The sequence below is a fragment of the Rahnella sikkimica genome, assembly GCF_002951615.1.
In the GTDB taxonomy this organism is placed as follows: domain Bacteria; phylum Pseudomonadota; class Gammaproteobacteria; order Enterobacterales; family Enterobacteriaceae; genus Rahnella; species Rahnella sikkimica.
The window spans coordinates 429,065-441,603 of sequence record NZ_CP019063.1; the positions used below are offsets into that span (position 1 = coordinate 429,065).

At 51.7% G+C, this 12,539-nt stretch carries 12 protein-coding genes; 6 read left to right on the plus strand and 6 right to left on the minus strand.

The window, feature by feature from the left end; genetic code table 11:
* Positions 1-113: 113 nt before the first annotated feature.
* Positions 114-1,478, plus strand: a complete 1,365-nt coding sequence (locus tag BV494_RS23350; RefSeq protein ID WP_192938196.1) for an MFS transporter — start codon at positions 114-116, stop codon at positions 1,476-1,478.
* Between the two features lie 151 nt (positions 1,479-1,629).
* Positions 1,630-1,947 (plus strand): darcynin family protein, encoded by a 318-nt coding sequence (locus BV494_RS23355; protein WP_104925171.1) that lies wholly within the window; start codon positions 1,630-1,632, stop codon positions 1,945-1,947.
* Between the two features lie 115 nt (positions 1,948-2,062).
* On the opposite strand, the gene BV494_RS23360 is transcribed toward BV494_RS23355, so the two are convergent.
* On the minus strand, positions 2,063-2,995 hold the full coding sequence (locus BV494_RS23360) for a LysR family transcriptional regulator (protein ID WP_104925172.1): 933 nt from the start codon (positions 2,993-2,995) through the stop codon (positions 2,063-2,065).
* Positions 2,996-3,087: 92 nt separating this feature from the next.
* On the opposite strand from BV494_RS23360, the gene BV494_RS23365 reads away from it, so the two are divergent.
* Complete coding sequence (locus BV494_RS23365) at positions 3,088-3,564, plus strand: GNAT family N-acetyltransferase (protein WP_104925173.1); 477 nt, start codon at positions 3,088-3,090, stop codon at positions 3,562-3,564.
* 104 nt (positions 3,565-3,668) lie between these two features.
* Here the strand turns inward: BV494_RS23365 and BV494_RS23370 are convergent, their stop codons facing one another.
* Both BV494_RS23370 and BV494_RS23375 read right to left on the minus strand, forming a co-directional pair.
* The gene (locus BV494_RS23370; protein ID WP_104925174.1) at positions 3,669-4,682 is read right to left on the minus strand and encodes a Ppx/GppA phosphatase family protein; all 1,014 of its coding nucleotides are present in this window, start codon (positions 4,680-4,682) and stop codon (positions 3,669-3,671) included.
* A 34-nt stretch (positions 4,683-4,716) separates the two neighbouring features.
* Positions 4,717-5,937, minus strand: a complete 1,221-nt coding sequence (locus tag BV494_RS23375) for a glycoside hydrolase family 28 protein (protein WP_369694499.1) — start codon at positions 5,935-5,937, stop codon at positions 4,717-4,719.
* 281 nt (positions 5,938-6,218) lie between these two features.
* Here BV494_RS23375 and BV494_RS23380 point away from each other — a divergent pair, with 281 nt between their 5' ends.
* Positions 6,219-6,998, plus strand: a complete 780-nt coding sequence (locus BV494_RS23380) for a HalD/BesD family halogenase (protein ID WP_104925176.1) — start codon at positions 6,219-6,221, stop codon at positions 6,996-6,998.
* 71 nt (positions 6,999-7,069) lie between these two features.
* Here the strand turns inward: BV494_RS23380 and BV494_RS23385 are convergent, their stop codons facing one another.
* Complete coding sequence (locus tag BV494_RS23385; protein WP_104925177.1) at positions 7,070-7,612, minus strand: GNAT family N-acetyltransferase; 543 nt, start codon at positions 7,610-7,612, stop codon at positions 7,070-7,072.
* Positions 7,613-7,981: 369 nt separating this feature from the next.
* Here BV494_RS23385 and BV494_RS23390 point away from each other — a divergent pair, with 369 nt between their 5' ends.
* On the plus strand, positions 7,982-8,452 hold the full coding sequence (locus BV494_RS23390) for a GNAT family N-acetyltransferase (protein ID WP_104925178.1): 471 nt from the start codon (positions 7,982-7,984) through the stop codon (positions 8,450-8,452).
* A gap of 443 nt (positions 8,453-8,895) precedes the next feature.
* Positions 8,896-9,540 carry a hypothetical protein gene (locus tag BV494_RS23400; RefSeq protein ID WP_104925179.1) on the plus strand — a complete coding sequence of 215 codons (645 nt, stop codon included), beginning with the start codon at positions 8,896-8,898 and terminating at the stop codon, positions 9,538-9,540.
* 6 nt (positions 9,541-9,546) lie between these two features.
* Here the strand turns inward: BV494_RS23400 and BV494_RS23405 are convergent, their stop codons facing one another.
* Positions 9,547-9,909, minus strand: coding sequence for a DUF596 domain-containing protein (locus BV494_RS23405; RefSeq protein WP_104925180.1), 363 nt, complete (start codon positions 9,907-9,909; stop codon positions 9,547-9,549).
* A gap of 188 nt (positions 9,910-10,097) precedes the next feature.
* Entirely contained in the window at positions 10,098-12,491 is a 2,394-nt protein-coding gene (locus tag BV494_RS23410; RefSeq protein WP_104925181.1) for a glucose/quinate/shikimate family membrane-bound PQQ-dependent dehydrogenase, read from the minus strand.
* Between the last annotated feature and the right edge of the window lie 48 nt (positions 12,492-12,539).

Below are 12,539 nucleotides of genomic sequence, written 5' to 3' on the forward strand. Positions count from 1 at the left end.
AGAAGAAGTCAGTGTGCATCAGGGAGAATAACACTTCGATACAGCTCGAATCATTATTTAGTGTGTGCAAGGTATAGTCAATTTTTCCCCTGAATAGAAAATTGCCTCTCCCCATGAACAGCACCTCTTCGGCTCAAAAATGGTTGTTAGCTGCCACCAGTATCAGTTACGTCATCGTGATTCTTGATACCTCGATTGTGAACGTGGCGCTTGCGCCGCTGGCTGCCACTCTGCACTCAACCATTACCGGACTCCAATGGGTCGTCAGTGCCTACACCGTGACTTTCGCCAGCCTGCTTCTCAGCGGTGGGGCGTTGTGCGACAAACTGGGTGCAAAAAACGTTTATCTCACCGGCCTGCTGCTGTTTGCACTGGCTTCGGCGGGATGCGGTTTTTCATCAACGTTATTCGCTCTGGTCTTCTCGAGAATAGTGCAGGGTATCGGTGCGGCGTTGCTGGTGCCCGCCTCTCTGGCGTTGATAAACAGCGCGTTTCCGGAGTCCCATCAGCGCGCTAAAGCCATAAGTCTCTGGGCGGGATGCGGTGGAACGGCGATGGCTGCCGGCCCGTTATTTGGCGGTTTGCTGATCCAGCTCTTTGGCTGGCGAAGTATTTTCCTGGTCAATGTCCCTATCGCACTGCTCGGGGTCGTGCTGGCAGCACGCATTCCTGCGATAAAAAGCACGGCAAACAGGCGGCCGATGGATTTTGCAGGGCAACTGCTGGCCATCATCGCGCTGGGATCGTCTATTGCTGTACTGATTGAAGGTGTCCATCGGGGATGGCGTGACCCGTGGATTTGCGGCGGAGTCACGGTGGCGGTGATTGCCTGGGGGCTTTTCATTTTTACAGAACGCACAATCAACCAGCCGATGCTGCCGATGAAGCTCTTTCGCCTTGCTGATTTCTCGGCCCCGGTGGCCGTCTCGCTGATTTCAGGGTTAGTGTTTTACGGGCTGTTCTTCCTGCTCAGCCTGTATTTCGAGACCGTTCGCGGTTGGTCATCGCTGGACACCGGTCTCGCCTTTCTTCCCCTGACCGTGCTGGTCACGCTGGGCAGCTTTAGCGCCGGAATACTCAATCGCCGGTTTGGCGCATTTTGGCTAATAGCAGGATGTTGCGGTCTCTACGCCGCCGGATTCGCAGGGTTAATGATACTCAGAGAAAATGCGCCTTACTGGCGGATCGCGCTTTGCTTTCCGGCGCTCGGTCTGGCAGCTGGCATCATTACCCCGGTTGCCACGACAGTTGTCATGGGCTCGATAGCCAAAGAGCAGGCAGGAATTGCCGCCGGGGTGCTCAACGCCAGCCGGCAAACGGGCTCCGCGCTGGGCGTCGCTCTGTTTGGCGGATTGCTCAGTGCTGTAGAACCGCTCGCGGCGGGTATATATTTCGCCGTCTGCCTCGCCATCGCGCTCTCACTGCTCGCGGGCCTGTTATGGATCACGGCCCTCAGCAGAAACCCGCCACGGCTTTAGCGTTTTCCCTGTAACGGAATGAACGTGAATCAAGCCAGGGGATGACATTCACAGAACATAGAAAAACTTTGTTACCCATTGACGACAGGGCAGATAAATTTTTTTCCTATAAAAATGTTAACGTTACCCTACACACCAATAAGGAGGGATTATGATCACCGTTTTTGTTTTACTTAAAACCACGAAGGAATGGCTTCGACTCGCGCGGACCGAAAGGAACCGTATAACGGATGACGTGTTATCAACCGTGCTGCCCGATAACAAAGTCACGTTAAGAATGTTTGATGCCGAAGCATTTACCACCAAATGCACAGATGTCGCCATGTTCCAGGCTGAAGACATGGAGTCATTCTACTTTGCGATTGAACGCTTAAGGGACTCAGAGCTGATTACTAAGCCCTATTTCGAAATGGTAGAAATCATTCCCACCATCGAGGACGGATATAAAGCGTTTGAAAAGGCTTCCTGAGTAAGTCGGTGCCTCACATGCGTGACTGTCCGCTACAACTTCTCAGAATTCAGGAGGCTATTCGCAGCTTCCTGAACTCTTCCCTCCCACCGCTGAGACGTTCAATTTAACCCGGTCACCGCCCTGAATTAGCCTCTTCCGCCAGCCTTTGCAGCACAGCTTTCAGCCAGTGCGTCGCGCCTCGCTTACCACTGCGTTTATGCGTATAAATCTTCACTTGAAACGACGGTATCCCGAACGGCAATGTAAAAATCTTGATATTCATCGCCGGAAGCAACTTCTCAGCAGCAAAACGGGGGATCGCCATGAGCAGGTCACTTTCCGCAACAATAAACGGCGCGCTCAGCATGGACGGCGTTTTGATCGCTATCTGCCGCGTATACCCCATCTGCTCAAGTCGTAAATCCACAACACCTCGTTTCTCATTCCAGGGCGTAACCACCAGGTGCCGGGCGGCGAGATAATCTTCCAGCGTCAGGTGTGTGCGGCTTATGTTACTGATGACGACATACTCATCTTCGAACCAGCTGATTTCTTCCAGTTCGGGATGTCTGATTTCATCCGATGTGCTGAATCCAAGCGCCAGATCAACTTCGCCCGCCAGCAGTTCCGTCAGTGCCGGGCTGTGTGGCAAATAAATTAACTCAAAGCGCAAGCCGGGTGCTTCATGCTGTAGCTTGTGCATCAGGGCAGGGAAAATACAAAACGCGGTAAAATCCGTTATCGCAATCTGAAGACACTCCTTGCTACCGGAGGCTTCAAACTTCGGCTGCGGAGTCAGTTCCTGATTGAGGGAGTTCAGGGCTGAAGCAATAGAAGGCGCGAGCTGGGTGGCATACACGCTGGGGCACATACGGTGGCCTTCACGGTAAAATAACGGGTCATTGATCGTGATGCGCAGCCGCGAAAGTGCATGGCTCAGCGCGGATGTGCTCATCGCCAGTTCATCCGCCGCCAGACGAACAGAGCGGTGACGATAAATCGCGTCAAAAATAAGCAGAAGGTTTAAATCAAGACGCCTCAGCGCCGGATGCATAATATTCATCATTCAGTGATTTCATTGCACTTAATTCCTCAGACAATAACGCTTATGCTTGCCGCCATCAATACCGACACCCTTCAGAAATCACAGGAAAACCAATGAGTATTATGATTCGCCCCGCCCGCCCGGAAGACGCAACGGCCATTTACGCTATGATTTATGAACTGGCTGTGTATGAAAAAGCCCCGGAAGAAGTGGTCACTACGCCGGACGAAATACGGGAAACACTGTTTGGTGCAGACAGTCAAACCGAAGCGCTGATCTGCGAAAGTGAAGGAAAAATCGTCGGTTATGCCGTTTTCTTCACCAGCTATTCCACATGGCTTGGACGTAACGGTATTTATATGGAGGACTTGTACATTTCTCCTGATTATCGCGGCAAGGGTGCGGGAAGAGCACTGCTGAAGAATATCGCGCAATGCGCGGTCAGACGTCAGTGCGGACGACTGGAGTGGAGTGTGCTGGATTGGAACCAGCCCGCCATTGATTTTTACCTGAGCATTGGCGCGTTGCCGCAATCCGAATGGGTACGCTATCGCCTCGACGGGGAAGCGCTGCGTAAATTTGCCCAATAAAAGCGCCATTCAATTGACAAAATCCTGCCTGAGCAGGATTTTGCTTTTAACGGCGAACTGGCGATGCCGTCTCTGACAAACACCGCCGTGATTCTTCCTATAATTTATTGCACCAGAATGCCCTGGATCAGGCTCGCTTTCACAATAGTGACCTGCGAAATATTCAGCGCCTGCATAAATCCTTCGACCAGCAGCAGATTACTCACGTCAGTTGAACGGTATTGCCCGGCAATCTCGCTGTCATTTTTCCATACCTGATTTTTCGAGACACGTTCAAGGTCCGCCAGCTGGTAGGTATTATTGGCCGGATGAATCTGATCCTTAACAGAATAACCGTGAACACCACCAATTCCAATCACCCGGCGTGTTTGCGCATCCTGCTTGATTTGGGCGCTGACGTGCGTCCGTGCATAAAAGTTGACGTAACGCAGAACGGTATTGCGCAGCGAACCAATCGGGTTCGGTGAGTCTGTTTTATCCAGTTCCTGATTCTTCAGTACGCTGATAATAAATTCTTTCAGTGTCACGGAAGCCAGTTTGCCCAGATAAAAATCCGTCACAGTCCGGCCATTCTGTTCGCGCATCGCCGTCATCTGCATCGACCCACCACCGATATCCCAGACCAGCAGATCCTCATTTTTGACATTGCTGTCATGCAAAGCCGCTTTAGCCGACAGGAACCCCAGTTCGGCCTCCTGTTCCTGAGAAATTATGCGCAGTTGAATCCCGGTTTTTTGGTTGAACATGTCAATGACTTGCTGACCGTTGGACGCCGTTCGGAAAACCGCCGTCGCTACGCCGGTAATACGTTGCGGGTGGAAAGTCTGCGCTTTATTCACCATCTGTTTCAGTGCAACGACCCCTTCCTGCTGGATCGCATCGCTGATCTGATTATTCCCTGATTTTCCCAGTTCCGCGTTAAAAGCCAGCGGCCGCTGATCCTCATACAACACTTTACCCAACTGGTGATGGCAGATATCCACTTCTGCAACCTGAATTTTGGTGGTACCCGAGCCCATATCGATTCCCGCACGGGTTTCGATACAATTATTGGCTTGTGCAGAAAACGTGGTTAACGCGAATACGATGCAAAAAAAACTTTTTAGTGGGTTTTTCATTTCATACTTCCCTGAAAAATAAAGATAAATTAAATCAGCGACCCGGAAACGATACCCAGTTTCCGGCGCAGCCAGCAAACTCCTCTGAACCCTGCGACTTACCGGGCAACGCAGGACGCACACCGCCGGGTCCGGTTTCGATCCGGGCGAACTCGATCTGCCAGCGCGCATCCGGTGCGAAGCGCACACCATCCAGCGTGATGCCAAGCTGATGTGTGTCATCGTAACCCCGCAGTACGAGGTCGCCGGATGCGCCAATGACGTCCCGGAGGACGATGTCGCGGAAGACCGGGATCTCACTCCCCTGCGCTTTAGCGTCGTAGCGGGTGTCGAAATCAATCGGGCGGCGGTTGTTACGCAGACACACATGCTCGTAGCGCACATTGCTGACGACTCCGCCGCGGCTGGCGTCACTCTTGATGCGCAGACCGGAGGTCGTGCCGTCCAGAGTCAGCCCCTGAACCCGTACATCGCTGACGCCGCCGACCGTCTCGCTGCCGATTGACAGACCGTGCCCCCAATAAAAATGGTTGTCGATCAGCGAGATGTATCGGGTCGCCCCGCCGCTGCCAGCCTTGATTGCCACGTTATCGTCGCCGGTGCGGATGAAACTGTGTGCAATGGTGACATCCTGTGAGGCACCCGGGTCGATGCCATCCGTATTGCGCGCATCTGCCGGCGTATCAATGCGCACATCCCAGAACGTCGCTCCCTGTACGCCATTCATCGCCACGTGAAAGTTGGGCGAATTGTGCAGCGTGACCTTGTAGAACGTGATGTCGTGTGCGTGGTCAATCTGGATCAGGCGCGGGATATTCTGCTTGCTGCTTTCGGTTTGTGCGCGACGCGCGAGTTGCCACCATGTCTCGCTATGCCCAAACATGGCTTGCCCGCCCTGTCCGTCGATCACACCCTCGCCAACGATGCCACCGCCCTGCGTGCCCTTAAACAAGATAAACGGACGGCAGCCGTTACCTTTGTCATCGAGCGTGCCGCAGCGGCCATCATTGTCATAGGCACGTGGATCGGTCGTTGCCGCCAGCACTGCATCACGATCGAGCCAAAGTGTGACGCCGGATTTCATGATCAGCGGTCCGCTAACGAAGCGTGTTCCCGGCGCACCGGCTATCAGGCGTACGGCGGATCCCGGCTGACAGTGGTTGATACTGTCCTGTAAACGCTGAGTATCCTCTTTGGATTGTGCGGAAGAGGTCAATGTTGCGCATACCGAAACAGGTAATCCGGGTTCTGACACGTGCCGCCGATCCTGCGCCAGGCCAGAAGTACTGGCCAGGAGCCCTGATAAGACCAAAACACGGCAGACAAATCCCAATAAGTCACTGCGGCTTCTGGACATACAATCAACTCACTGATAATAAAAACAACATCATATTTGAGACATATGAATTAGTCATGTTTTGACCAAAAAAATTCGCAGTTGGCCCGTCAGGGATGACAGCTTTCATTTCCCAGTCGTTAATGACTTGTTTAAAGTGTTAACAACCGTTTTTTCCTGAATCATTTATGAGGGCAACAATGCAAGAACTCGATAGGATCATAAATTTTGCAGCAAATCTGATAGTGGATACGCATTTTCTTTCTGAATGTAAAAGGAGGCTGAATGAAAATGGCGTCCTGGTCTTGCATGACTTTCTTAATCCTGCTGCGCTGGAGGCAATTAAGCGTGAGGGGGATGAAAATCGCCATCTGGCCTATTACACTCGCAGTAATCATAATGTTTATCTCCTGAAACCTGACGCCGGGTTGCCAGACTCGCATCCCAGAAACCGGCAGATTGTCTCTTCAAAGGGTTGTATTACCGATGAAGAAATCCCGCAGGACTCGGCACTGCGCGCACTTTATGACGCGCCTGTGTTCCGGGCGTTTCTTTGCTCGGTGCTGGGCGAGACACAGCTGTACGCTTACGCTGACAAACTTTCTTCAATCAACCTGCATTACGCCAGCGAAGGCCAGGAGCTGGGCTGGCATTTCGATAACTCGTCTTTTGCCATCACCCTGCTGATTCAAAAACCTGAGGCTGGGGGCGTGTTTGAATACGTTGAGAACCTGCGTGATGCAGATGCGGGCGACATGAATTTTGAAGGCGTTGAAAAACTGCTGAATAAGCAAATTGAGCCGAAAAAACTCGGCATTGAAGCCGGCGATCTGGTGTTGTTTCGCGGTCGAAATGCGATTCATCGCGTGACGCCAACGGAGGGGGATACCACGCGTATGCTGGTGGTTTTAGCCTACAATTCTCAGCCTGATATTTCGCTGTCAGAGCCTGCCAGAATGACCTTCTACGGCCGTATTTAATAGCCTGCGGTTCTGGTTTAGCACCCAGCGAATCAGCACCGCATTTTATCATCGCCAACGCACGGCGGCTTCTAAATCAATGGTTTCCACTCTTTTTTAAGAAGCGCGTAGATCAAGGTATCATCGTATCTTTCTTCACCACTATCCTGTCTAAACGAGACAAATTCTTTAAAACAGCCCTCCTGCCGCATGTGCAAGCGAGCACAAAGCTTTTGAGAGGCTACATTGTAGTCTTCAACGTAAGCATAAAGGCGTCGGGCTTCTTTTTGAGAAAACAAATATTGAAACAGGGCCGCAACAGATTCCGTGGCATAGCCCTGACCTTCATAATGTTGGTTAAAGTGCCATCCCACTGACCAGGTGTTACTGTCCGACTCTTCACTATTATCGGCAAACAGATGACCAATTAATTCATCCGTCTCTTTAAGGCATACAGCTAACTGGCTGGTATCACGGGCTCTTCTCTCGACCTCATCTATTGCATCCTCAAGTGAATTGAGTTTTTCGTCCTGAAAACAAGGTGTGCGAGGTGAAGACAGGTAATCGAAAAGTGCAGATGCGTCTTTGTCTTTGAATGCGCGAATAATCAGTCGCGGTGTCGTCGTTAAGATCATAAAAACCTCATGTTATCTGGCTGATGTGTTGGCATTCTAGTAGATATCTCCTCCTCTTAGGGCGCCAAATTATGCTCGACCCTTTTTTAACTCGCGCTGAGGTTAGCCATGTTCGATTCAGGTGAAAAGAAATGAACCTACTGTTTTATGCAAAGCTATTAAGTCTGCTTTAGTAACACCGACTCACCTTTATATATGGCTGTCGTGTGCTTATAGCCAAAATGCGCATCCAGATCTGCCTGCGGAGTCGCGGGGACGACAAAGCAGTCATGATAAGTCAATGCGACTGCCCATAGGCTCAATGTGATCTAAATGATATGTTATCCATTGTTATATAAATTTATTTCTATCACGGATGGGGGAAGTTTGATGAGTTTTAATATTAGACAAGCACTAGTTTCTGATGTTGATACACTTTTCGAAATTAGAACTGCAGTTAATGAAAATCATCTGAGTCGTGAAGAAATGCGGCAGATGGGAGTCACTGAAAGTGCAGTGGCCGAGATGATTCTAAAGAGCCGTTGCACCTGGGTTGCGGTTGAGAATGAAAAAATCATCGGTTTCTCAATGATTTTGCCCGACGAAGGCTGCCTCTTTGCCGCATTTGTTCTGCCTGAACATGAGAGCAAAGGGGCAGGCCGTAAACTTGTTATGGTGGCTGAGCAGGAGTTATTCAAACACCATGATTTAGCCTGGCTGGAAACAGATAAGAACAGTCGTGCTGCGACGTTTTACAAACATCTCGGCTGGACTAATGAAACGCATATTAATGATGTTGATATCAGATTAGAGAAAAAAATCTCAGCGTTTAAAATGGATTATGAGCCTGTCCCAAAGTAAGTGGCATTACTGTCAGGCTCATTAATTGGCTTACACTTTTTATTCATCCCTGAATAAAACTGTTATTTTATAAAATATGCGCAGCCACGGGTAATACTGACGCTTCTGAGCCATTACTCATTATCGTGACTCGTGGTAAACCGCCTCAATATTGTACCCGTCAGGATCGAGTATAAATGCGGCGTAATATCCGGGGTGATACTGAGGCCTGTACCCCGGCGAACCATTATCTTTTCGACCCGCCAGAACGTCAGAAACGTGGAACGCGTCCACTTCCTCTTTGTTTTTTGCACAGAAGGCAAGATCTATGCAGGGTGATGATATTTGATTTTGCATAAAATGAGTCCATCTGAAAATTTACGCTAAAGTTACCTTACTTACATTGTTCCACCACGCCTGCGCGGGATCAGGAACGTCCATAATATTATTATTCAAGGATTTTTATGCCCCGCCTCTCTGTAGTGATTTCTTTGCCCGCTCTGACAGCGTCCGTTTTTTTGCTGACAGGATGCCCGCCGCCGCCGGATTTAACGCAATGGCAGCGCGCTCATACTTCAATCGATGAAACCCGTGTCGCGATGGGGCAATGCGGCGTGCCGCTGCCGGGGCCTGAGCCGGAATTTACCGATAACGAAACTGTTTTGTATTACCAGTGCATGGAAGGAAAGGGATTTACGTTTAAGCATGATTTTCATATTTGCGACGTGAACAAAAACACGCCCGCCTGCGTGGCTAAACAGCAGGGCCACCCGGTGAGCCAGAAGCAACTCGAAGCGCTGCCTTTTGTCGCTGATGGGGGTTTCTACTCCATCAAACCGGGCTCGGGCGTAGATGAATCCCAGTTCATCCGCTGGCGTAAGGCCGGGGCTTCACTGCATTTTTCCCATGCCGTTGAGAACGATAAGCTCGCGTTACAGACGATGTATGAGTGCGGATACCCGAATCCGCTAGGCTCAGTCTCTTTTCTTCCGACCGTCCTGAAGGCCGCACAGATTCAGCAATGTATGCTGGATAAAGGCTTCGAACCTAAAAATAAACTCATCCTGGTTTGCCGTAACTACCCGCAGGTGACGGGCTGCCGGAGCTAGCGAAAACTATGTCCAGATTTCCCTGCCGTCGTGCATGAGCCAGACGATACCCGCCGGTGATTTGGCTAAAAACCACAGACCGGCACCCTCGGGATCGTCTAACTCATCGACCGGTTCGCCCTGAGGCCACGCGTTTTTTATCCGCTCCAGCTGTTGTTCAGCCGTTCCGGGAAGATATTGGCCGTCCGATGCCAGCCTGATTTTTTCCTCACTCAGCAGCCGTTCAAGCAGATGAAAGAAAACGTCAAACTTGAACGCCGTGTTATCCGGAATGTGGGCGCATTCAACACTGATATGCTGCCAGACAGCCCCCATCGAAAGCCCGAAGGCACTTTTAGCGACGGCATCACAGATTCTTTGCATTTCCATCAAATCCCCTTTCATTGAAGCGCCAGAAATCCCCGTAAAGGGCTTAACTCATAAAACCTTTTGGAGTGCCTGATATTCGTTTTCACAATACTTACTTCTAATAAAATATAAATTATTCTCTGTTACAAAAACAAAAAAGGCCGCTTTCGCGGCCTTTCGATTAACTTCACACTTTCTTCAGACGCGGATTAATTCGCGTCTGGCAATGCGTAAGCGATGATGTAATCGCCCAGTTTGGTGCCAAACGAACCGTGACCACCGGCTGCGATAACAACGTACTGTTTGCCATTCACAGAGTAAGTCATCGGGGTTGCCTGGCCGCCTGCTGGCAGACGTGCTTCCCACAGTTTGTCACCGTTGCTCATGTTGAACGCGCGCAGGTAGTTGTCTGCGGTTGCCGCGATGAAGAACACGTTACCGGCGGTAGAAATCGGTGCGCCAAGCATTGGCATACCCATTTTGAACGGCAGCGGAACCGGTGAACTGTCGCGCACGGTGCCGATACGTTTTTTCCACACGATATCGTTGGTTTTCAAGTCAACGCCGGAGATGTAACCCCATGAAGGCTGTTTACAAGGGAAGCCCAGCGGAGACAGGAACGCGTTCAGGGTCACTGCGTAAGGCACACCGTACTGATGCTGGATACCCGACTCAGAACCGGAACCGCCTTTATCGTTAGCATCAGGCTCGATTGGATTGCCCGGACCACGTGGGATCAGTGTAGACACGAACGGCAGCGCGATCGGGTTAGCGATAGCGACCTGACGATCGGTATCCACAGAAATACCGCCCCACTCGAACATCCCCAGGTTACCCGGGAATACCAGCGTGCCCTGCTCTGAAGGCGGCGTGAACGTCCCTTCGTAGCGCAGTTTGTGGAAGATCACACGACACATCAGCTGGTCGTAAATCGTTGCGCCCCACATGTCTTTGCCGGTCAGTTTGGCTTCAGGACGGAAAGTCAGTTTGGAGAATGGCTGCGTCGGAGACACGTGGTCGCCTTTCGCCGCGCCCTGCGGAACAGGTTTCTCAGGCGCATCAACAATCAGCTTACCGTCACGACGATCCAGCACGAAGATGTTACCGGTTTTGGTCGGTACATAAATCGCAGGCACTTTGTTGCCGTTCTTGTCGGTGATGTCAGCCAGGGTTGGCTGCGCCGGAACGTCCATATCCCACAGGTCGTGGTGAACCGTCTGGTAGAACCACGCCAGTTTACCGGTGGACGCGTTGAGCGCCAACAGGCCGCTCGCGAAACGTTCCATATCTGGCGTGCGGTTGCCGCCCCAGATATCCGGAGTGGCTACGCCGATTGGCAGGTAAACCAGATCCAGTTTGTCGTCATAAGACGCCGGAGCCCATGAGTTCGGGGAGTTCGCCACGAAGTGCTCGCCTTCAGCAGGCAGCTTGTTCGGGTCAGACGCGCCCGGATCGAAGGCCCACAGCAGTTTACCGGTTTCAACGTCAAAACCACGGATCACGCCAGAAGGCTCGCGGGTGGAGAAGTTATCGGTTACCGCACCGGCAACAATGATCACAGACTTAGTGATGATTGGCGGTGAAGTCGGTTCGTAATGGCCCGGAACCGCGTTAGGCATGTTGCTTTGCAGGTTCAGCTCACCGTTGTTACCGAATGCCGGGCAACGAGCGCCGGTTTCAGCGTCCAGTGCGAACAGACGGCCATCGTTGACAGGCAGAATGATACGACGTGAACAAACAGCAGGCGCTGCGCCGTTACTTTCGGTGCCTTGCGCGGCTGGCGTAGTCTCATGATAAGACACACCACGGCAGGTCACGTGCTGGAAAGTCGGGTTCGGCTTAAGCTGCGGATCAAATTTCCACTTCTCTTTACCGGTCGCGGCATCCAGCGCAAACAGCTTCTGGTGCGGCGTACACAGATACAGCATGTCGCCGATTTTGATTGGTGTGACTTCATCCGTGATTTCACCCGGATCGTTCGCCGTTTTCAGGTCGCCGGTACGGAAAGTCCAGGCCACATCCAGCTTGCTGACGTTCTGGTCGTTGATCTGGCTCAGCGGCGAGTAACGGGTACCGCCCTGAGTACGGCCATACGCAGGCCAGTCACCGTCAGGAATACCGGAATCCGATTTTGCAGGCGCAGAATCCGCCGCTTTAATCGTACCGTTAATCACCTGCGGGTCGTTGAAGATGGAGTAACCCAGAACGATCACGGTGAACACCAGCGACAGCGCCAGTGCGCCACGCGCGAAAGCGTTCTTCGCGGTCATCTGGTTATAAACGACAGGCAGCAGGATCCACAGGCCGAGGAAGAAGGTCACGTCCAGGCGCGGTGTCAGCGCCCAGAAGTCAGTGCCCACTTCCCACACGGCCCAGAGGGTGGTGCCGAACAGGAACAGGGCGTACAGCAATAATGCAGAGGAGCGACGGCGGAACAGCAGCCACGCGGTGACCAGCGAAATCACACCGGCAATAATGTAATAAAGAGAACCCCCTAATTTCGCCAGCCAGATACCGCCGGCTAAAAGATAAATCCCGCTTAACGCGGCGAACAAAGCGGTAATTATTACGACGATGCGTGATAACGAGGCTTTCGTTTCCATAGTTGATGACCTTACAGATTTTTATAATCGCCGATTCAGGTGCGCTGA

Excerpts from the sequence above, each read along its gene's own strand:
- BV494_RS23350 (WP_192938196.1), top strand. The coding sequence starts at position 114 with ATGAACAGCACCTCTTCGGCTCAAAAATGGTTGTTAGCTGCCACCAGT.
- BV494_RS23400 (WP_104925179.1), top strand. The coding sequence starts at position 8,896 with ATGCCCCGCCTCTCTGTAGTGATTTCTTTGCCCGCTCTGACAGCGTCC.
- BV494_RS23355 (WP_104925171.1), top strand. The coding sequence starts at position 1,630 with ATGATCACCGTTTTTGTTTTACTTAAAACCACGAAGGAATGGCTTCGA.
- BV494_RS23385 (WP_104925177.1), bottom strand. The coding sequence starts at position 7,612 with ATGATCTTAACGACGACACCGCGACTGATTATTCGCGCATTCAAAGAC.
- BV494_RS23380 (WP_104925176.1), top strand. The coding sequence starts at position 6,219 with ATGCAAGAACTCGATAGGATCATAAATTTTGCAGCAAATCTGATAGTG.
- BV494_RS23405 (WP_104925180.1), bottom strand. The coding sequence starts at position 9,909 with ATGGAAATGCAAAGAATCTGTGATGCCGTCGCTAAAAGTGCCTTCGGG.
- BV494_RS23370 (WP_104925174.1), bottom strand. The coding sequence starts at position 4,682 with ATGAAAAACCCACTAAAAAGTTTTTTTTGCATCGTATTCGCGTTAACC.
- BV494_RS23410 (WP_104925181.1), bottom strand. The coding sequence starts at position 12,491 with ATGGAAACGAAAGCCTCGTTATCACGCATCGTCGTAATAATTACCGCT.
- BV494_RS23390 (WP_104925178.1), top strand. The coding sequence starts at position 7,982 with ATGAGTTTTAATATTAGACAAGCACTAGTTTCTGATGTTGATACACTT.
- BV494_RS23360 (WP_104925172.1), bottom strand. The coding sequence starts at position 2,995 with ATGATGAATATTATGCATCCGGCGCTGAGGCGTCTTGATTTAAACCTT.
- BV494_RS23365 (WP_104925173.1), top strand. The coding sequence starts at position 3,088 with ATGAGTATTATGATTCGCCCCGCCCGCCCGGAAGACGCAACGGCCATT.